Source organism: Vibrio chanodichtyis (assembly GCF_028863985.1).
Taxonomy (GTDB): domain Bacteria; phylum Pseudomonadota; class Gammaproteobacteria; order Enterobacterales; family Vibrionaceae; genus Vibrio; species Vibrio chanodichtyis.
In genome coordinates, this window is record NZ_JARBFT010000007.1 from 136,807 (window position 1) to 158,528 (window position 21,722).

General features: G+C 49.4%; 17 protein-coding genes. 3 read left to right on the plus strand and 14 right to left on the minus strand.

The features are described 5' to 3' along the window. The first annotated feature begins 119 nt into the window (after window positions 1-119). Complete coding sequence (locus PUN32_RS09330; protein ID WP_166014362.1) at window positions 120-728, plus strand: TIGR04211 family SH3 domain-containing protein; 609 nt, start codon at window positions 120-122, stop codon at window positions 726-728. A gap of 90 nt (window positions 729-818) precedes the next feature. Here the strand turns inward: PUN32_RS09330 and PUN32_RS09335 are convergent, their stop codons facing one another. Both PUN32_RS09335 and PUN32_RS09340 read right to left on the minus strand, forming a co-directional pair. After that, window positions 819-1,589: a general secretion pathway protein GspB gene (locus tag PUN32_RS09335; protein ID WP_274722854.1), complete on the minus strand. Its 771-nt coding sequence runs from the start codon at window positions 1,587-1,589 to the stop codon at window positions 819-821. Further along, a complete protein-coding gene (locus tag PUN32_RS09340; protein WP_274722855.1) occupies window positions 1,589-3,178 on the minus strand; it encodes an ExeA family protein in 1,590 nt (529 codons plus the stop codon). The genes PUN32_RS09335 and PUN32_RS09340 overlap by 1 nt, the downstream gene beginning before the upstream one ends. A 92-nt stretch (window positions 3,179-3,270) precedes the next feature. Here PUN32_RS09340 and PUN32_RS09345 point away from each other — a divergent pair, with 92 nt between their 5' ends. Then, window positions 3,271-4,482 carry a multifunctional CCA addition/repair protein gene (locus PUN32_RS09345; RefSeq protein ID WP_274722898.1) on the plus strand — a complete coding sequence of 404 codons (1,212 nt, stop codon included), beginning with the start codon at window positions 3,271-3,273 and terminating at the stop codon, window positions 4,480-4,482. Window positions 4,483-4,598: 116 nt separating this feature from the next. Here PUN32_RS09345 and eno read toward each other — a convergent pair whose 3' ends face one another. The 5 genes from eno to rlmD form a co-directional block, all read right to left on the minus strand. Further along, a complete protein-coding gene (gene eno / locus PUN32_RS09350) occupies window positions 4,599-5,900 on the minus strand; it encodes a phosphopyruvate hydratase (protein WP_274722856.1) in 1,302 nt (433 codons plus the stop codon). Between the two features lie 78 nt (window positions 5,901-5,978). Further along, entirely contained in the window at window positions 5,979-7,616 is a 1,638-nt protein-coding gene (locus PUN32_RS09355; protein WP_274722857.1) for a CTP synthase, read from the minus strand. A 245-nt stretch (window positions 7,617-7,861) separates the two neighbouring features. Beyond that, window positions 7,862-8,662, minus strand: coding sequence for a nucleoside triphosphate pyrophosphohydrolase (gene mazG / locus PUN32_RS09360; protein ID WP_274722858.1), 801 nt, complete (start codon window positions 8,660-8,662; stop codon window positions 7,862-7,864). Between the two features lie 27 nt (window positions 8,663-8,689). Next, window positions 8,690-10,906 (minus strand): GTP diphosphokinase, encoded by a 2,217-nt coding sequence (gene relA, locus PUN32_RS09365; RefSeq protein WP_274722859.1) that lies wholly within the window; start codon window positions 10,904-10,906, stop codon window positions 8,690-8,692. Window positions 10,907-10,970: 64 nt separating this feature from the next. Then, window positions 10,971-12,293 carry a 23S rRNA (uracil(1939)-C(5))-methyltransferase RlmD gene (gene rlmD / locus PUN32_RS09370; protein ID WP_274722860.1) on the minus strand — a complete coding sequence of 441 codons (1,323 nt, stop codon included), beginning with the start codon at window positions 12,291-12,293 and terminating at the stop codon, window positions 10,971-10,973. A gap of 173 nt (window positions 12,294-12,466) precedes the next feature. Between rlmD and barA the strand changes: the two genes are divergently transcribed. Beyond that, window positions 12,467-15,268: a two-component sensor histidine kinase BarA gene (barA, locus tag PUN32_RS09375; RefSeq protein WP_274722861.1), complete on the plus strand. Its 2,802-nt coding sequence runs from the start codon at window positions 12,467-12,469 to the stop codon at window positions 15,266-15,268. Between the two features lie 20 nt (window positions 15,269-15,288). Here barA and acpS read toward each other — a convergent pair whose 3' ends face one another. The 7 genes from acpS to lepA all read right to left on the minus strand — a co-directional run bounded on the left by acpS (window position 15,289) and on the right by lepA (window position 21,658). Next, window positions 15,289-15,666, minus strand: coding sequence for a holo-ACP synthase (gene acpS / locus PUN32_RS09380; protein WP_274722862.1), 378 nt, complete (start codon window positions 15,664-15,666; stop codon window positions 15,289-15,291). A 4-nt stretch (window positions 15,667-15,670) separates the two neighbouring features. Further along, the gene (pdxJ, locus tag PUN32_RS09385; protein ID WP_274722863.1) at window positions 15,671-16,402 is read right to left on the minus strand and encodes a pyridoxine 5'-phosphate synthase; all 732 of its coding nucleotides are present in this window, start codon (window positions 16,400-16,402) and stop codon (window positions 15,671-15,673) included. Then, the gene (gene recO, locus PUN32_RS09390) at window positions 16,399-17,124 is read right to left on the minus strand and encodes a DNA repair protein RecO (protein ID WP_274722865.1); all 726 of its coding nucleotides are present in this window, start codon (window positions 17,122-17,124) and stop codon (window positions 16,399-16,401) included. The genes pdxJ and recO overlap by 4 nt, the downstream gene beginning before the upstream one ends. 72 nt (window positions 17,125-17,196) lie before the next feature. Next, on the minus strand, window positions 17,197-18,174 hold the full coding sequence (gene era / locus PUN32_RS09395) for a GTPase Era (protein WP_166014350.1): 978 nt from the start codon (window positions 18,172-18,174) through the stop codon (window positions 17,197-17,199). Further along, window positions 18,167-18,844, minus strand: a complete 678-nt coding sequence (gene rnc, locus PUN32_RS09400) for a ribonuclease III (RefSeq protein WP_166014349.1) — start codon at window positions 18,842-18,844, stop codon at window positions 18,167-18,169. The genes era and rnc overlap by 8 nt, the downstream gene beginning before the upstream one ends. Before the next feature lie 32 nt (window positions 18,845-18,876). Then, on the minus strand, window positions 18,877-19,773 hold the full coding sequence (gene lepB / locus PUN32_RS09405) for a signal peptidase I (RefSeq protein ID WP_274722867.1): 897 nt from the start codon (window positions 19,771-19,773) through the stop codon (window positions 18,877-18,879). 91 nt (window positions 19,774-19,864) lie between these two features. After that, window positions 19,865-21,658 carry a translation elongation factor 4 gene (lepA, locus tag PUN32_RS09410; protein WP_166014347.1) on the minus strand — a complete coding sequence of 598 codons (1,794 nt, stop codon included), beginning with the start codon at window positions 21,656-21,658 and terminating at the stop codon, window positions 19,865-19,867. Window positions 21,659-21,722 lie beyond the last annotated feature (64 nt).

Here is a 21,722-nt window from a genome sequence, read left to right on the forward strand (position 1 = left end):
CACAGAAAGGGAGGCTTAGCCTCCCTTGTTAGTTGCAGCGCTTACCAAAACTGCATACTATTTGCGACACATTTGATGAGACCTATCACTAAACCTATCGTTAACCTAAGGGATTTACTGTGAAAAAACTGATCTGCATGGTGCTACTTTCCATGTTGGCTGCACCAACGTTCGCGCAAGAGCGCTACATTGCCGATAAACTCTTCACTTACATGCATTCAGGCCCAAGTAACCAATACCGTATTCTTGGCAGCATTGAAGCAGGTGAAAAAGTTAAGCTGCTCAGTGTCAATAAAGAAAATGGCTATAGCCAGATCAGCGATGAACGCGGCCGTACCGGTTGGGTAGAAAGTCGCTTGATTAGCCGTCAAGTCAGCAATGCACTGCGCCTACCCGCGCTGGAGCAAGAATTGGCCGATGTGAAAAAGCAGTTAGCCAATGCGCGACAAAATGCCGACAGTGAAAAAGCGGGACTGGCCGAATCCCTTGAGCTGCGCAATCAACAGATCACCGATCTGGAACGTAGTTACAGCGAGATCAGTAAACAGCTCACCCAGTCACAAACGGAAATTCGCGAACTGCGCGCCAAACTCGATACGCAAAAAGAAGATTTGCTGCTCAAATACTTCACCTATGGCGGTGGCGTCGCGGGGATCGGCTTACTATTTGGTTTGCTATTACCGCATATTGTGCCACGCCGTAAACGTAATCCTTCTGGTTGGGCCTAACTATCCCGCTTGCTTAGACAAAACGGTCACTCAGGTGACCGTTTTGTTTTAGCTATCTTTCATCGTTGGGCAATAAGAGTTGGGCTGCACCTAACCTTTCCAGTCATACAGTGCTGGTATCTCGATCTCCTCACCACCAAAGATAATCACGCTGCTTTGGGGCTTGATACTTTGTAACTTGACCTCAGGCGCTAAGCTATCCCCTTCACGATATTCGACCCCATTCACTTTTATCCAGCGTTTTTGGTCATTACTGGAAAAAGCATGCATCTGAAAATTGAGTGCTGGAAGCTGCCCTTGGTAACGATCGCTGTGCTGAGTTAATCGCACCGCCGCAGAAGTTGCTGTGGTTGGGGCGGCTGACTCACTGGATTGATCGCGCATAATCGCCTGAACACGCAATGCTAATTCAGGCGAAAGCTGAGTTAAATCGAGATCGCCCAACGCCTGATTTGATGCACTCTGTTGAGCAGAAGCTTGGATTGTCGCCGGTGGTGACACTATGTTTCCAGCTAAAGACGTCAAATCCTCTTCTGGATAGGATTCGTCGAGTACTGATTCGACAAAGGTCGGTTGCAGATCCTCAAATTCGGGATAAGTTAAACGCTCTAATGGCGCATCAACTTGCACCGTTTTAGGCTCGGTTGGTCGATTAGCCACTTCCTGCTGCACTTGTTCATAGCGTTGGTAAGTCATCACTCCCGCTGTCACTAATCCCGGCACGAGCCACAGCATTAAATGCAACCAGCGTGATCGACTCATCGCTGCGGGTTCTTGCTCGGTATAAGCGCGATCACTGACTGGATGAGCTTGTTGACAATGGTGCTGAGATTGCTGCAAGGCATGCATTACTTTTGACATTAGCCCTCCTCCTGCAAACTTGGTGCTTGCTGCTGGGTCAATAGCTCAAGGCGGCGTAAGGTTTGTCTTCCTGCGATACCATCAACGTGCATATTTTGCCAACGTTGGAATAACTCAACTTTACGCGCCAAATCCTTATCAAATTGCTCACGCGGACGTTCAGGCGCACCTAACACTTGCGCCAATTTGCTCTCGAGTAACGCGACATCTCCCCCTCGCATTCCCTGTTTTAAGGTTCGGGAAAAACCACCTTGCCAAAGTAGAGCAAACTGCCCATTCCATAGCGGCTCTAGCCATTGACGTGCAACACGATAACGCTCGCCATTCACCAACAGCTCAACTTGCTCGCCCGTTAAGCGATACAGCACTGCGTAAACTGGCACTTCATCCAGCACTAAAGTCAATACCGCTGGCAAATCGTAAGTTTGCAGCGTTGACCAATCTCCGCTCTGCTCTTCGCACCAGAGCGCCGTATCCGCCTGAGTTTGGCAAAACCGCTCCATCACCGAGGCTTGATACCCCCAAACTGCATACAGGGTTTCAAAGGCATGTTCACTACTGGTCGCATTGAGCAACGCACTACGTAGTGCTGGTGGGAAAACCATCTGCTCGGTCGGTGGCACCACTTCTGCTAGCGGAAAATAGCTTTGCATAGCTCGATCAAGCTGGGGTGGTAATTGCCATGCCAATACTGCGCTCAGAACAATCCCCCCCAATGCGCTGAAGAGATAAGAGAGTTTGCGCGCGGGTGGTTTGCTTGATGTCACTTGATAAACGGAGGATTGAAAGCTCATCACTGCTTGGCAGGCAAGCTTAATTCTCGCCAAACTCAGCGTTTGCTCACCCGCTTGATAAGCTTGCTTCAGCGCCGCATCACACACCAGATTAATTAAACGCGGAATACCGTGTGTTTGCTTAGCTATCCATAGGCACCCTTTACGAGCAAACAGCGCGGGATCCCCCTCGGCTTGCTCGACTCGAAAGTGAATATAATGAACACATTGCTGCTCGGTGAGCGGTAACAGATGATAGCGCCCTGTGATCCGCTGCGCGAGCTGGCGTAATTGCGGCATGCGCAGTTTGTCTTGCAACTCCGGTTGACCAATCAGTAGCACTTTCAGCAGTTTATGCTGGTCGGTTTCTAGATTGGTTAGCAAACGCAACTGCTCTAACACATCCGGAGCGAGGTGCTGTGCTTCATCAATCATCAAGAGTACTTGTATGCCTTGCGCGTGCTCGGCCAACAAAAACTCATGCAGCACTTGTGTGAGCGTCTTTAACGTCGCTTGTTTCGGATAGCTAACCTCAAACTCATCGCAAATCGCTTCCAACAGCTCCAGATCGGAAAAAGTCGGATTGAGGATCATCCCGGCGCGCGTTTTGCCCGGCAAACTGGCCAAAATCGCTCGAGCGACAGTGGTTTTACCGGTACCCACTTCACCAGTGAGCATCGCAAAACCGCCACCATCGCCCAAACCGGCTTGCAGGTGTACTATGGCTTCCTGATGACGCTGACTCAGATAGAGATAGCGCGCGTTGGGGACGATCGAAAACGGTAACTCGTCAAACCCAAAGAAGTGTAGATACATGCTGGTTAACCCTATTCATCACTGTGGGTGCAACGTATCATTGCTGACTAAGATTAGCCAATGCCATTCATGTAATTTTTTGAGACTCTATGATGCAAATTTATCTGGTCGGTGGCGCAGTGCGCGATCAATTACTGCAATTGCCGGTTTATGATCGCGATTGGGTGGTGGTGGGGGCAAGCCCACAAGCCATGTTAGAGCTTGGATTTCAAATGGTCGGAAAGGATTTTCCGGTGTTCTTACATCCAAAGACCAAACAAGAATATGCCTTAGCGCGTACCGAACGCAAAACCGGGGTTGGTTACACTGGCTTTGCCTGCCATTACGCGCCGGATGTGAGCCTAGAAGAGGATTTGCTGCGCCGCGATCTGACCATTAATGCCATCGCGCAAGATCAAGCCGGCCAACTGATCGATCCTTATGGTGGTCAACGCGATCTCGCCGCGAAAGTGCTGCGCCATGTCTCTGTGGCTTTTGTCGAAGATCCGCTGCGGGTACTACGCGTAGCGCGCTTTGCGGCCAAGCTGCATCATCTCGGTTTCACGGTTGCCGAGCAGACCATGCAGTTGATGGCTGACATTGCTCAGTCAGGAGAATTACAGCACTTAACCGCCGAGCGAGTGTGGCAAGAGTGGCATAAATCACTCTCAACCCATCATCCCGAAGTGTTTTTGCAGGTGCTGCGCGATTGTGGTGCGCTCGCCATTGTCCTGCCCGAAATCGATCGTCTGTTTGGTGTCCCACAACCCGAACAGTGGCACCCAGAGATCGATACTGGCATTCATACCTTGATGGTGGCGAAGCAAGCGGCACGACTTTCTGATTCGCTTGCGGTGCGTTTTGCGGCGCAAGTGCATGATTTAGGCAAAGGAGTGACACCGCCAGCTGAATGGCCAAGCCATAAATTACACGGCCATACTGGGCTAAAAATCATTGAATCATTATGTGAACGGATTCGCATACCGAATGAGTTTCGCGATTTGGCGCTCGCGGTATGTGCTCAGCACTCCAATATCCACCGCGCGGACGAATTAAAACCCGCCACCAAACTCAAGGTTCTAGGACTGTTGGATGTATGGCGTAAGCCTGAGCGGCTTGAGCAAGTGTTATTGTGCTGCGAAGCGGATCATTGCGGCCGTTTAGGTTTAGAGGCCGAGCCCTATCCACAACGCGACATTTTCCAGCGCGCTTATCAAGCCGCGCTCAGCGTAGAAGTACAAGCTGTGATTGCAGCTGGCTTTCAAGGTAAGCATATCAAACAAGAGTTGGATAAACGGCGCCTGGCCGCAATTAGCACAGGCTAATCGATGTCTAAGCTTAATTTCCATCCACAGTCAAAAAGCAAAACGCCCTGCAATGCAGGGCGTTTGATTTATCACGCAACCGTTATGTCAACGGCTGCGCACTAGCTAGCTTAAAATTAAGCTTGGCCTTTTACTTCTTTCAGACCGTTGAAAGGAGCACGTGCACCCAGTGCTTCTTCGATACGGATCAGTTGGTTGTACTTAGCAACACGGTCTGAACGGCTCATAGAACCAGTCTTGATTTGACCTGCTGCAGTACCTACCGCTAGGTCAGCGATAGTTGCATCTTCAGTTTCGCCTGAACGGTGAGAGATAACTGCAGTGTAGCCAGCATCTTTTGCCATCTTGATCGCAGCCAGAGTTTCAGTCAGAGAACCGATTTGGTTGAACTTGATCAGGATAGAGTTTGCGATACCGTTGTCGATACCACGTTTCAGGATCTTGGTGTTAGTTACGAACAGATCGTCACCAACGATTTGGATTTTCTTACCCAGTTTCTCAGTTTGGTATGCGAAACCTTCCCAGTCAGACTCGTCCAGACCGTCTTCGATAGAAACGATTGGGAACTTCTCAGTCAGCTCTTCTAGGAAATCAGAGAAACCGTTAGAAGTGAAGATACGACCTTCGCCTTTCAGGTTGTATTCTTTCTTCTCTGCATCGTAGAACTCAGAAGCAGCACAGTCCATCGCTAGCGTAATGTCAGTACCCAGTTTGTAACCTGCTGCTGCTACTGCTTCAGCGATTACTTCTAGCGCTTCTGCGTTAGATTTCAGGTTAGGTGCGAAACCACCTTCGTCGCCAACTGCAGTGTTGTAGCCTTTAGACTTCAGTACTTTAGCTAGGTTATGGAACACTTCTGCGCCCATACGTACTGCTTCTTTCAGAGTTTTCGCGCCAACAGGTTGGATCATGAACTCTTGGATGTCGACGTTGTTGTCAGCGTGCTCACCACCGTTGATGATGTTCATCATTGGTAGAGGCATTGAGAATACGCCTGGAGTGCCGTTCAGCTCAGCAATGTGCTCAAACAGAGGCATGCCTTTTGCTGCAGCAGCTGCTTTCGCGTTCGCCAGAGAAACCGCTAGAATCGCGTTTGCACCGAAGTTTGATTTGTTTTCAGTCGCATCTAGGTCGATCATGATTTGGTCAATAGCTGCTTGATCTTTTGCATCTTTGCCAACCAGAGCGTCTGCGATAGGGCCATTAACCGCAGCCAGCGCTTTCAGAACGCCTTTACCTAGGAAACGAGACTTGTCACCGTCACGCAGTTCAAGCGCTTCACGAGAACCAGTAGATGCACCTGATGGTGCAGCAGCCATACCTACGAAACCACCTTCTAGGTGAACTTCAGCTTCTACGGTTGGGTTACCACGTGAGTCGATGATTTCACGACCTAGAACTTTAACGATCTTAGACATTAATGTTTCCTCTCAATTGAATTTAAATGTCAAAACTAAAAGGGTAGTCACACAGCTAAAGTGGCTACCCGTATCCTTTTACTTCAATTCACCGCGTTGGTACTGACCTGCTGCTTTGACAAAACCAGCAAACAGAGGGTGACCATCGCGTGGGGTTGAGGTGAATTCAGGGTGGAACTGCGCTGCTACAAACCATGGGTGAGCAGGGTTCTCAATCACTTCAACCAGCTTCTTATCTGCTGACAGACCAGAAACCTTCAAACCTGCTTTTTCAATCTGAGGACGCAGCAGGTTGTTCACTTCGTAACGGTGGCGATGACGCTCATGAATCGTCGCACTGCCGTACATTTCATAGGCTTTGGTGCCTTTCTCAAGGTGGCACAGCTGTAAACCAAGACGCATAGTACCGCCAAGATCCGATTTTTCGCTGCGCTCTTCAACATTACCTTCACCATCAACCCATTCAGTGATAAGGCCTACCACTGGGTATTTGGTGCTTTTATTAAATTCAGTAGAGTGAGCACCTTCCATACCCGCAACGTTACGCGCGTATTCAATCAGTGCCACTTGCATACCTAGGCAGATACCAAGGTAAGGAATTTTGTTTTCACGCGCAAACTGTGCAGCACAGATTTTACCTTCAATACCACGGTCGCCAAAGCCACCCGGTACCAAAATCGCATCCAGACCATTGAGCACATCAGTGCCTTTGGTTTCAACATCTTGCGAATCGATATATTTGATAGTCACATTCAGACGATTCTTCAGACCCGCATGTTTCAGCGCTTCGTTGACCGACTTGTAAGCATCTGGCAGTTCGGTGTACTTACCGACCATACCGATAGTCACGTCACCCGTTGGATTGGCTTCTTCGTAAATCACCTGTTCCCATTCCGACAGATCTGCTTCTGGCGCGTTAATACCAAAGCGTGCACACACCAGATCATCCAGCCCTTGCGAGCGGATCAATTGTGGGATCTTGTAGATAGAATCGACGTCTTTCATCGAAATAACGGCTTTTTCTGGCACGTTACAGAACAGAGCGATCTTCTTACGCTCGTTGGCTGGGATCATGCGATCGCTACGGCACACCAGAATATCCGGTTGAATACCGATCGAAAGCAGCTCTTTGACCGAGTGTTGGGTTGGTTTGGTTTTCACTTCACCGGCAGCCGCGAGATAAGGCACTAGCGTTAAGTGCATAAACATCGCATTTTCACGGCCAACTTCGATCGCCAACTGACGGATCGCTTCCATAAATGGCAGTGATTCGATATCACCAACGGTACCGCCTACTTCAACGATCGCGATATCATGGCCTGCAGAGCCTGCAATCACGCGCTCTTTGATCGCGTTAGTAATATGAGGAATAACCTGAATGGTAGCACCGAGATAATCGCCACGACGCTCTTTGCGTAGTACGTCAGCGTAAACACGACCTGCAGTAAAGTTGTTACGCTTGGTCATCTTGGTACGAATAAAACGTTCGTAGTGACCAAGATCTAGGTCGGTTTCTGCGCCATCTTCCGTAACGAACACTTCACCGTGTTGAGTTGGGCTCATGGTGCCTGGATCAACGTTGATGTAAGGGTCAAGCTTCATCATGGTCACTTTAAGACCACGAGCTTCAAGAATCGCTGCAAGGGATGCCGCTGCAATACCTTTACCTAGAGAGGATACAACCCCGCCAGTAACAAAAATATAATTTGTCGTCATGTTTAACCTGAAATTGGTTGAATGAGGGAAATGAATTTCATCTGGACGGGACAAAACTATACCAGAACCCCCCCACTGCCACAACGTGAAATCTATCACACTCAATTTTTTATTTTTTGCTTCAAATCAAACCAAATTGATGCAAAGCCACCAAAACGAAGACCTGCCAACTTAGTTTTGCTGGCCGATTGGGCGTTTTTTTAGCGCCGAGTGATGATGTTGGCAACTCGGCTAACCCAGCCCGGTTATTGGTTATTTTCCGCCTGTTTGACTTGCTGCCAAAACTGATCGAGCTCTAACAAACTGAAATCTTGCAATGACTTATGTTGCGCTCTCGCTCGCTCTTCTACCCCTTGAAAACGGCGCACAAATTTAGCGTTGGCTTTGCTCAGCGCCATCTCAGGATCATGACCCAAATGGCGCACTAAATTGACGGTCGCGAACAATAAATCGCCTAACTCGAGTTCGACTTTTTGAGTATCCACATCCACTTGCAACGCTTCGTGCATCACCTCTTCGACTTCTTCGTATACCTTATCCACCACCGGGCCAACGCTATCCCAATCAAATCCATATTGAGCACATTTTTTCTGGATTTTATCCGCACGTGACAAGGCGGGTAACGAACGTGGCACCGCATCAAGGATGCTCTGTTGATGCTTGCCCGCCAGCGCTTTTTCTTTGGCTTTTTCTGCTTGCCAGTTGGCATCAATTTGCGCTTGATTATCAAATTGAGCATCCGCAAACACATGGGGATGGCGGCGAGTCAGCTTCTCATTCACTGTCTCAACCACATCACGAAACTCAAACAACCCCTGTTCTTTGGCCATTTGGCTGTAGAAAATCACCTGAAATAGCAGATCACCCAGCTCTTCACGCAAATTCGGCCAATCGCGCTGGGTGATGGCATCCACTACTTCAAACGTCTCTTCAATCGTATACGGGGCAATCGTATCAAAGGTTTGCTGTTTATCCCACGGGCAACCTGATTCAGGATCACGTAGACGACGCATAATTTGCTCAAGTTGTTCAATTGGGTGTGACATAGCTTGCCTTATATATGGGGACTTCATTTAACCTAAGCGTTTAACCAGCATCACATCTTTGATCTGTTCAATCCGCTTGGAAACTCGGACTAGCGCTTCCACGTTATTAACCTCAAGATCGAAATCCATCGTGATGATCTGCCGCTTATAGTCTGAGCGGCTCTTCATACTCGCCACTTTGATTTTTTCATTGGCCAGTAAGGTGGTGATATCTTTCAATAAGCCACTGCGCTCCATCGCCTCGATACGAACCGTCAGTAAGTAACTGCCAGCAAAACCACTGCCCCATACGGTATCAATGATCCGCTCTGGTGCATGATGGCTCAGCTCTTCTAACTGCTCACAATCGCTGCGATGCACGGAAATGCCCCGTCCTTGCGTAATATAACCGCGGATCTCATCACCCGGGATCGGCTGACAGCAGCGTGCGAGGTGGGTCATCAGATTATCGACCCCCTCCACCACCACCGCATCTTTGTGCGGACGATGGGAGGTGAGCGTTTTGTTTTCCTGCAGCTTCTCAAGCACCAGCTTATCTTGCTGCTCAGCGGTCGGCTTATTAACTAATGCATTAATATGATTAACAATTTGGTTAATGCGCAGATCGCCACTGCCAATCCCAACATACATTTCATCCACACTGTTAACGTTAAAACGCTTGAGTGCATAAGCCTCGGCATGTTTCAGATTGGCACCAATTTTGGCGAGTTCACTCTCGAGAATTTCACGGCCAGCTTCGAGATTTTTCTCACGGCTCTGTTTGCGAAACCAAGCGTTGATCTTAGCCCGAGCACGCCCTGAATGGACGAACCCTAGCGATGGGTTGAGCCAGTCTCGCGATGGATTAGGCTGCTTGGCGGTGATGATCTCCACCTGATCGCCCATCTGCAATTTATGGGTAAAGGGCACGATACGGCCCGCTACTTTGGCACCGATACAGCGATGACCGACTTCAGAATGGATGTGGTAGGCAAAATCGAGCGGAGTGGCGCCCATGGGTAAATCCACCACCTCACCTTTCGGAGTAAAGGCATACACCCGATCATCAAACACTTGGCTGCGCAGCTCATCAAGCATCTCGCCTGAATCGGACATCTCTTCTTGCCAATCGAGCAGTTTACGCAGCCAAGTGATTTTCTCATCATAACCACTGCGGGCTGCGCTGCTGCCTTCTTTGTATTTCCAGTGCGCCGCGACCCCAAGCTCTGACTCTTCGTGCATCTGTTTGGTGCGGATCTGGATTTCGATGGTTTTGCCTTCTGGGCCTAAAATGACGGTATGGATCGATTGATAACCGTTCGGCTTAGGATTGGCGACATAGTCGTCGAACTCGTTCGGTAGATGACGATATTTGGTATGCACTATGCCAAGTGCGGCATAACAATCTTGCAGTTTTTCGGCAATAATTCGCACCGCTCGCACATCAAACAGCTCATCAAAGGCGAGACTTTTTTTCTGCATTTTGCGCCAAATGCTGTAGATGTGTTTGGGGCGGCCACTGACTTCGGCATTGATCTCCGCCAGTTGCATCTCAGCACGTAAATCGTCGACAAAGTCACGAATATACTGCTCGCGTACAATCCGCCGCTCGGATAACTGTTTGGCAATCTGCTTGTACGTTTCTGGCTGCTGATAACGAAATGCGTAATCTTCCATTTCCCATTTCAGTTGCCCAATCCCGAGTCGGTTGGCTAACGGCGCATAGATATTGGCACACTCTTTGGCCGCCACACGGCGCACATCATCCGGCTCATTTTTCACTTCACGCAGATTACAGATCCGCTCGGCCAGCTTGATCACGACGCTGCGAAAATCATCCACCATCGCGAGCAACATCCGGCGCACGTTATCCACTTGAGCGGAAGCTTCACTGCCATGCAAGGTGACATTGAGCTGACCAATCGCCGCCATCTCTTCCACACCTTGGATCAATTTCAGCACTTCTCGCCCATAGCTCTCTTGCAGTGATTCGCTATCTAACACGCCACTGCTGGCGATAGGAAACAGCAAAGCGGCCACCAACGTTGGGCGATCCATCGACAAGGTGATCAAAATTTCGATCATTTCGCGCCCACGCCATAGCAGCAGCGGGCCTTGTGAATGGGTAGCCAGCAACTGCTCACAATCGCGATACACCTCGGTCAATTTCGCCGCGGTTTTCGCCTCTTGTGCGAGACTGGTGATCCATGTTGCGAGTTCAAACTGTTGATCTGGGTTTAAGTGTGCGCTGCGTACCGCAACCATTGATATCATCCTAATAATTGTCTTTGTTAGCCTTCGACCGACGCCTCAATAAACCGTTTAGCGATTAGCCCTTTTTTACAAACAGTGCCATCGATTCGAGATGGCTGGTATGCGGGAACATATCCAACATACCTAATTTTTCTAAGCGAAATCCTTGGCTTAATAAGCTTTGACTATCACGAGCCAATGTCGCGGGATTACACGAGACATACACCACCCGCTCAGCCCCGAGAGCCGCCAATTGTTGTACTATACCTTCCGCTCCCGCTCGCGCAGGATCGAGCAGTACTTTAGCAAATTTCTGCTGCGCCCATGAGGCGCGTGTCATATCTTGTTCCAAATTAGCCTGATAAAACGCCACATTGTTAACTTGATTCAACTTGGCGTTATGGGTGGCGTGTAGCACCATCTCGGCCACCCCTTCTACGCCAACCACTTGATGCGCCAAGTTAGCCAACGGTAAAGTGAAGTTACCTAAACCACAAAACAGATCCAACACCTGATCTTGCGGATTAACCTCTAACCAAGCGAGCGCCTGCGCCACCATCTGCTGATTCACGCTACGATTAACCTGAATAAAATGGCTCGGCAAGAAACTTAACCGCGCCCCGGCTTCCTCACAATAGGCGACTTCCCCTTGCACATGTTGCAGTTGTCCTGCCTCTAAGCTGAGATAAAGGCTAAGCTGGTGCTGGGTAGCAAACTCGCTCAAACGGGCATGATCTTGCGCGGCTAGCGCACCGAGATGGCGCAGCAGCAGTACTCGTGTATTGTCGCCGCGCACCAATTCAACATGGCCCAAGCATTCAGGCTGGCTCCAATCACTCAGCAGTGATTTTAAAGGGGGGAGCAAAGCATTTAAGCTCGCCTCAAGCACTGGGCAGTCGGTAACACCGATGATCGCTTTACTCTGCTTACGGCGAAAACCAAACTGCAATTGCTGGGCTTTTTTATCCCATTGCAGACTGAGCCGCGCCCGACGACGATAACCTTGATCATCAGAGCAAATCGGCGGCGACAGAGCAAGCGTCTGCTTAGCAAACTTGACCATTAATTGACTTAATGCTTGCTGCTTGTGAGTCATTTGTGCCGCACGTTCTAAATGCTGCAAATCACAACCACCGCACTGTCCGTAATGCTGACAAAATGGCGCCACCCGCTGTGTGCTTGGCTGCAACACTTTGATCAACTGGCCTCTGGCGTATTTGCTTTTGCTTTCCGTGAGCTGGATCAGCACCTGTTCGCCAGGCAAAGCTCCGTCAACAAACAACGGTTTATTGTGCCAAAAGGCCAGCCCGCTGCCTTGATGATCCAACCGTTCAATAGTGACCGGTTGGTGCTTTTTGTCTAACGTAGTGGGTTTTTTCGGTTGAAAGAAACGTGCCATGCTTTGTGCTCAAGTGTTGAAATCGGTGTGTTTTCGCCCCAGTGTCACTATTCTGCGCTGGGAGGATTGTCGAAGCTGAGCGAGTTGATTAAGCTAGCGCTAAGCCTGCCTCACCCAATTTCGAATTCATGTGGGGTATTTTCCCATATCCACACCACAATGTTTAGACAATAATGAATCGAAGATATGGCTTGCGTGCCCGCGTAATTACCCTCACTCTGGCTCCCACCCTGATTATTGGTCTGCTGCTCAGTGCGCTATTCTCTTTTAACCGCTATCACGACTTAGAAAACCAAGTGATCAGTTCTGGCGCGAGCATCATCGAGCCACTGGCGATCGCCAGTGAAGATGCGCTGCGTATCCAGAGCCGTGAGTCGGTACGCCGCATCATCAGCTACGCACACCGCAAAAACTCCAAGTTAGTGCGCAGTATCGCGGTCTTTGATCTCCATCATGAACTGTTTGTCACCTCCAACTTTCATCCCAATTTTGAACAGTTGATGTACCCCAAAGATCAGCCGATCCCATTTTTAAGTAGCTCAGTGATTGATGAAAACACGCTGATTTTACGCACTCCGATCGTCTCCGAGCGCACCTTACTCGAAAATGGTGATGCCAATCCGGCCACGCCAGTCACTGGCTATATCGCGATTGAACTGGATCTATCATCACTGCGCTTACAGCAATACCAAGAAATTTTCTCGGCTGGCTTAGTACTGGTGATTGGCATTTTACTCTCTGCGGTATTTGCATTTCGTTTGATGCACGATGTGACCCGCCCGATCACCCATATGAAAAATATGGTCGACCGGATCCGGCGCGGACATTTGGATGTACGGATTGAAGGCAAAATGCACGGCGAATTAGATGCTCTGAAAAAAGGCATCAACGCGATGGCGGTGTCGCTGTCGGAATACCATGTTGAGATGCAGCACAGCATCGACCAAGCCACTTCCGATTTGCGCGAAACCCTTGAGCAGCTTGAAATTCAAAACGTGGAGCTTGATATCGCCAAAAAACGCGCCCAAGAAGCGGCGCGGGTTAAATCTGAATTTTTGGCCAATATGTCGCATGAGCTGCGCACCCCACTCAATGGCGTGATTGGCTTTACTCGGCAGATGCTCAAAACCCAGTTGACCAACAGCCAAACCGACTGTTTACAAACCATTGATAAATCGGCCAATAACCTACTAACCATCATTAATGACATTTTAGATTTTTCCAAACTGGAAGCGGGCAAACTGGCACTTGAAAACATCGCCTTTGAATTTCAAGATGTGCTGGAAGAGGTGGTCAACCTACAAGCCACCAGCGCCCACGAAAAAGGGTTGGAGATCACGCTTAAAATCGATCCGAAGATCCCTCGTGGCGTAGTTGGCGATCCACTGCGTATTCAGCAAGTGCTGACCAACTTAGTCGGCAACTCGATTAAGTTTACTGAGCGCGGCAATATTGATGTCAGCATCGAAATGCGCACTCAACGTGACGATATGATCGACCTGCAATTTATGGTGCGCGACACTGGGATTGGTATTTCGGAGCGCCAACAAGCCCAGCTATTCCAAGCCTTTAGCCAAGCTGATGCCAGCATTTCACGCCGTTATGGCGGTACTGGCCTTGGGCTGGTTATCACCCAGAAATTGGTCAGCCATATGGGCGGCGAAATCAGCCTCACCAGCCGTTTACACCAAGGCTCGACATTCTGGTTTACTCTACGTTTACACACCACTGAGCTGCCAATCAATGATGGCTATGACGCCCAATTACTGGCCGATCGTCATTTACTATTGATTGAACCGAATATGCAAGCGGCCGCAATTGTGCAGCAAACCTTGCAGCAAAGTGGCTTGGAAGTCACCTACCACTCAGCGCTCCCAGAGCACGATCAAACCTACGACTATGTATTGCTTAACCTCGCGCCGAATAAAGAAATCAATCCGAGCCTAGTGCAAACCTGGGTACAGCGCGCGCTCACGATCAGCCAGCATGTGATTGTTGGCATGCCAACCACCGAATTAGCTCTCGCCGATCAATTGATGCAACACTACCCGATCAAATGCATCAGCAAGCCGCTGTCACGCAAAAAACTGCTGCAAACCCTAGCCGCACAGCAACCCGCTTTAACCAGTAGCAGCGCTCCGAAACCGCAAGCGGCGAAACTGCCACTGCGTGTGATGGCCGTTGATGATAACCCTGCCAATCTCAAGCTGATCACCGCCCTACTGCAAGAGCGCGTGGAGTGCGTGATCGCTTGCACCAGTGGCCAAGAAGCGATCGAGCAAGCACAACAATGGCAATTCGATATCATTTTGATGGATATTCAGATGCCACATATGGATGGCGTCACCGCTTGTAAAGCGATCAAGCAGCTCGACGGCTATCAAGAGATTCCGGTGATTGCCGTCACTGCGCACGCGATGGCGGGTGAGCGGGATCGCTTACTTAACGCTGGCATGGATGATTACCTGACCAAACCGATTGATGAGCCGGTATTACAGCAAGTATTAATCGATTGGGATCCTTATTCGACCAAGCACGCTATCCGTAAACCTTTCTCCGCCGGAGAGGCTGCCTCCTCTGCAATAGCAGAGTCACATCAGCAGACAATGGTAAAGGATGATGAGAGGGTGATTGATTGGTCACTGGCGTTGCAACAAGCCGCCAATAAACCAGCACTGGCCCAAGAGATGCTGGGCATGTTAGTCGATTTCTTACCGCAGATGGCCAACGTGGTCAATCTCGCGTTAGCCGATCCCCAGTATTCGGCAAGTGATCTGCTGCACCATATCCACAAACTGCATGGCAGTTGCGCCTATAGCGGTGTACCGAAACTGCGCCGAGTGTGTGCCAATCTAGAACAAGCGCTACGCAGTGGTGTCACGATTGCAGAACTGGAGCCGGAGCTGTTTGAGCTACAAGATGAGATGATCAACGTGATACAAGCTGCGGCCGATTATCTGCCGAGTGAGGATTAATTCGCCGCAGGACACGCCGTTTAACGCTCGAAAATAACCGTCGCCATTGCATAATGGCGTTCATCCGATAAAGAGAGGTGAATCGAACGCACCTCAAGCAAGGCGGCTAATTGTGCGGCTTTGCCGCTTAAACTTAGCAGCGGCTTACCCAAAGCATCATTACTGATGGTGAAGTCGTGAAAGGTCACGCCCTGGGCAATTCCAGTGCCTAACGCTTTCGAGGCCGCTTCTTTGGCCGCAAAACGCTTGGCTAAAAATCGCCCTTGCCGCTGCAAACTCTGAAACTGCTCGAACTCCGCATCGGTGAGAATACGGCGCGCAAAGTTTTCACCAGAGCGCGCCAAGGCCTTTTCCACTCGTTCGATTTCAGTAATATCGGTTCCGAGACCTACAATCATCGGCTTAACGACGTGCCGCCAGCATCAAGGCTTTCATATCCGCGACTGCTTTGGCTAAACCATCAAACACGGCACGACCAATGATCGCATGGCCGATGTTAAGCTCGTAAATTTCAGGGATTGCCGCAATCGGCGCAACGTTATGGTAAGTCAGACCGTGGCCAGCGTTGACGGTAATCCCCAGATCATCCGCATAAGCCGCAGCGGCAGCAATTTTTTTGAGCTCATTTTGCTGCTCAAGCTCGCTAGATGCGTCAGCATAATGGCCGGTATGCAGCTCGATAAACGGTGCGCCACAGCTTTTCGCCGCATCAATTTGCTCACGATCCGCGTCAATAAATAGCGAGACTTTAATCCCCGCCGCGGTGAGTTTTTGGGTCGCCGTTTTAACGCGCGCTAGCTGACCAACCACATCTAAGCCACCTTCGGTGGTGAGCTCTTCACGCTTTTCTGGCACTAAGCAGACATATTCTGGCTGAGTTTGCAGCGCAATCTCGACCATCTCATCGGTCACCGCCATTTCTAAGTTCATACGCGTTTGCAACGTTTCGCGCAAAATACGCACATCGCGATCGGTAATGTGACGGCGATCTTCACGCAAATGAATAGTAATGCCATCGGCACCGGCACGTTCAGCCATTTCCGCGGCATGCACCGGGTCTGGATATTGGGTGCCGCGCGCATTACGCAATGTCGCCACATGATCGATGTTCACACCAAGATAAATTGAGCTCATTTTTCTGTACTCCGTGCTCTAGGGAGAGCTGTTTGACGAAACAACTCACGACTTTTTAAAGGTTTGCCGCCAAGATACGGCTTTAAGGCTAAACGTGTAAAGCGTTTTGCCGCTTGCAATTGAGCTTGGCTGGTAAAACGCCGCTCACTGATCGCAATCAGCTCATCACCGAGAAAAGTGAGATTATCGCGACGCAGTGACGCCATAAAGCCTTTTTGCTCACGGTAGCGGTAGGTCATCTGTGGTGCAACCGGTTCGCCACTACCAGCACAATGTAAAAAATCCACCCCATAACCCAGTGCGGTCAGTAACGCTAACTCAAAGCGCCGCAGCGCAGGCTCCGGATTGGTACTTTGCGCCAGTTCCGTCAAAGCAAACAGATAATCATGAAATAACCCAGGGCTTGCGACTTCAGGCATCAAGACTCGATCGACCAGCTCATTGATATACAGCGCAGAATACAGACAGACACCCGACAGAGGCAAACCGAGGCTGATCGGCTCAGCTTGGCGTAAGGTTTTCATCGAGCCATTGCCCGACCATTTTAGCAGGAGCGGAGTAAAAGGTTGCAGCGCACCTTTAAGATTGGAACGTTTGCCACGCGCCCCTTTGGCCATTAGGCTGACTCGGCCATACTCCTCACTAAACACATCAAGGATCAAGCTCGATTCACTGTAAGGGCGGCGATGCAGAACAAAACAGCGTTGCAGTCCGTCTGACATTTTCCTGTTCTATTATCTCGTTAAGGGCGGGGATCAAAAAAGGTGACAACAGAGTTGCCACCTTTTGTGCGGTTAAAGATCGTCGATATAGCCGAGTGAGCGCAGCGCACGCTCATCATCCGCCCAACCGGATTTCACTTTCACCCAAGTTTCTAAATACACTTTACGACCAAACAGTTGTTCCATATCCAGTCGTGCTTCACGACCAATGGTTTTGATTTTTTCGCCATTTTTGCCAATCACCATTTTTTTCTGACCGATACGCTCAACCAAGATCAGCGCATTAATGTGAAAACCATCATTATCCGGATTGTAATCGAAACGCTCGATTTCCACCGTAACCGAATACGGCAGCTCTTCACCGGTAAAACGCATCAATTTTTCACGCACGATTTCCGACGCCATAAAGCGCTGTGAACGATCAGTCACATACTCTTCAGGGAAGTGGTGCAGCGCTTTCGGTAAGTGTTGACGCACATGCTTTTTCAGCACATCCACGTTTTTACCCAGCTTAGCCGCAATCGGTACGATATCGACAAATTGCATCCGCTTGGAAAGATCCAGCATGTGCAGCATCACTTCGTTACGATCTTTCACCTGATCAACCTTGTTGACGCACAGCACCACAGGGAAATTGGCTTTTTGCAGTTTGTTGAACACCATTTCATCATCGGCGGTCCAGTGGGTACCTTCGACCACAAACAGCACTAAGTTAACATCGCTCAATGAACTGCTCGCGGCACGGTTCATCAAACGGTTAATCGCACGCTTCTCTTCAATATGCAGTCCTGGGGTATCGACATAAATCGCCTGATAAGCACCATCGGTATCCACGCCCATAATCCGGTGGCGAGTGGTTTGTGGTTTACGCGAAGTGATGGAAATTTTCTGCCCTAATAGGTTATTAAGCAGGGTCGATTTACCAACGTTTGGACGCCCCACAATCGCGACAAAGCCGCAGTGTTGATCCTCTGGAGTGGATGTTTCTACGACTTCGCCATCATGTTGAGAGGCAAAATATGCATCGATATCAAATTCTTGATCAGCCATGAGTTAGTTGCTCCAGTGCCGTTTCTGCAGCCGCTTGTTCTGCCTTGCGGCGGCTGGTGCCTTTACCGATCACAGGTGCATCCATACCTGCAACTTCACACGCAACGCTAAATTCTTGGTTGTGTGCTTCACCTTTAATATTAGTCACAGTGTAGATAGGCAGTGGTTTTCTTCTGCCTTGCAAAAACTCTTGTAAGCGAGTTTTCGGATCTTTTTGTGATACGCCCGGTTTGATCTCATCCAGTCGGCATTGATACCACTTGAGCACAATCCCACGCACGGTTTCCAGATCGCTATCGAGGTAAATTCCACCAATCAAGGCTTCTACCGCATCAGCCAGAATCGAGTCACGGCGAAAACCACCGCTTTTCAACTCACCTGGACCTAATTTTAAGTAATCTCCCAGATCGAATTCTCGACCCAGTTCCGCCAATGTGTGCCCACGCACTAAGGTGGCACGCATACGACTCATATCACCCTCATCCACTTTAGGAAAACGGTGATACAGATCGTCAGCAATGACAAAACTTAAAATTGAATCGCCCAGAAACTCAAGACGTTCATTGTGCTTACCATTGGCGCTGCGGTGTGTCAGCGCCAGATTAAGCAGCCCGCTATCCTGAAAGGTATAACCGAGCTTACTTGTTAATTTATTCATTAGAGGTGTCATAATCTCAATGTTATTGGCCCACTGATGCAGGCTTAATGGATCCCGCCAATACGATTCAATCGCACTCCACTTGGGATCCAAGATGGAAGTACGCTATCGGCAGCGCGTTCAAACTCGAAACTGATCCAGATCGCAACTGCTTTCCCGACCAAATTCTGCTCTGGCACAAAGCCCCAGAAACGGCTATCAGCACTATTGTCACGGTTATCACCCATCACAAAATAGTGCCCTTGTGGTACCACCCACTCATTGACGCCACGACGCGGACGATAGTCGGCCACGTTGTCCATGCGCAGTGGATTAACCAAAATACTGTGTGGCTGTTGACCTAACTGCTCATCGAGCTGGATAAGCGGAATATTATTCTGATAAAACTCACTCGATTGCACATTTGATAATGTCACTGCTTGGCATTGGCTTTGGCCTTGTGGCTGGATACACAGCTCTTTATCTGCACTGTAGCGCACCGTATCTCCCGGCATACCGACGACGCGTTTAATATAGTCGATATTCGGACTGACCGGATATTTGAACACCACAATATCGCCACGTTCAGGTTGGCCAGTTTCAAGCAACTGAGTACGCCAAACCGGATCTTTCAAGCCGTAGGCATATTTTTCAACCAGAATAAAATCACCAACTAACAGGGTTGGCATCATCGAGCCAGATGGGATCTGAAATGGTTCATAAATGAACGAACGCAGAATTAACACCAAGGCGATCACTGGAAAAATCGACACGCTGTTCTCAATCCACCACGGCTGCACCAAGGCTTTATTGAGCGCTGAGGCCGGTAAATCTGGAGTTTGTGCTTGTAGCTCAGCCTGTTTTTGCTGACGCTGTTTTGCCCAGCGCAGTTTTTCCAGAGTCCAAACCAGACCGGTGATCAGAGTGACTAGCACCAAAATCAGTGAGAATGTGTTCGCCATTGACTTCCCTTATCTAAAAAATGCGAAAGTGAAAGAGCCGAAACCCTTTCACTCATCAGTTAAACCCATCAATCTCAACTCGGCAAAGAAATTAATCTTTACCCACATGCAAAATGGCGAGGAACGCTTCTTGCGGCAGCTCAACGTTACCGATCTGCTTCATCCGTTTCTTACCTTCTTTCTGCTTCTTGAGTAGCTTCTTCTTACGACTCACGTCACCACCGTAACACTTAGCCAGTACGTTTTTACGTAACTGCTTGACGGTAGAACGGGCGATAATGTGGTTACCAATCGCCGCTTGGATCGCAATGTCAAACATCTGGCGAGGGATAAACTCTTTCATCTTCTCCACCAATTGACGGCCGCGAGTTTGCGACTGATCACGGTGGGTGATGATGGCCAACGCATCGACTTTATCGCCATTGAGCAGCACATCGACACGCACCATGTGCGACATTTCAAAGCGTTGGAAACCGTAATCCAGCGATGCATAACCACGCGAAGTCGATTTCAAGCGGTCAAAGAAATCCAGTACCACTTCCGCCATTGGCACATCGTAAGTCAAGGCGACTTGGTTACCGTGGTAAACCATATCAACTTGAGTACCGCGTTTTTCGATACACAAGGTGATCACGTTACCCAGATAATCGGCAGGCACCAGAATATTACAGCGCGCAATCGGCTCACGGATCTCTTCAATATCGTTAATAGCGGGCAGTTTAGCTGGGCTATCAACGTGGATGATCTCTTTGTTGGTCTTGAGCACTTCATACACTACGGTCGGCGCAGTGGTGATCAGATCAAGATCGTATTCACGCTCAAGACGCTCTTGGATGATCTCCATGTGCAGCATACCAAGGAAGCCACAGCGGAAACCAAAACCAAGTGCAGCCGAAGTTTCTGGCTCATAAAACAGTGATGCATCATTCAAGCTCAGTTTGCCCAGTGCATCACGGAAGTTTTCATAATCATCCGACGAGACCGGGAATAAGCCCGCATAAACTTGAGGTTTTACTTTTTTAAAGCCCGGCAGCGCTGTTTCGCAGCCATTTTTAGCTAAGGTTAAAGTATCGCCGACTGGTGCGCCCATGATGTCTTTAATACCACACACTACCCAGCCCACTTCGCCAGTATTGAGTGCGTTGGTATCGACTTGTTTGGGGGTAAAAATACCTAAACGATCAACACCCCAAATTTGGCCGGTGCTCATCACTTTGATCTTGTCGTTTTTCTTCAGGCTGCCGTTTTTGATCCGCACCAAAGAAACCACGCCTAAATAGTTATCAAACCAAGAGTCAATGATCAGCGCTTGCAGCGGTGCTTCTGGGTCGCCTTGTGGCGCTGGGATCGCTGAAACAATCTTCTCCAACACCTCATCGACGCCTACTCCGGTTTTAGCCGAACAGCGCACAGCATCGATCGCATCAATACCAACAATGTCTTCAATCTCTTCGGCAACCCGCTCTGGCTCTGCCGCAGGCAGGTCAATTTTATTGAGGATCGGTACAACTTCCAGATCCATCTCAATCGCGGTGTAGCAGTTAGCCAAGGTCTGAGCTTCTACGCCTTGACCGGCATCCACCACCAACAGCGCACCTTCACATGCCGCTAGCGAACGTGATACTTCGTACGCGAAGTCAACGTGTCCTGGGGTATCGATAAAGTTCAGTTGATAGGTTTGGCCATCTTTCGCTGTGTAGTCGAGTGTCACACTCTGCGCTTTAATGGTGATACCACGCTCACGTTCGAGATCCATCGAATCAAGAACTTGATCGGCCATTTCACGATCACTCAAGCCACCACAGACTTGAATTAAACGGTCAGATAGTGTTGATTTACCATGGTCAATGTGGGCGATAATCGAAAAGTTACGAATGTGCTTCATAGGCTTGGGATGACTAAACTCTTAAATAATAAGGACATAGAAAAGCCGCGCTGGCGGCCATTCA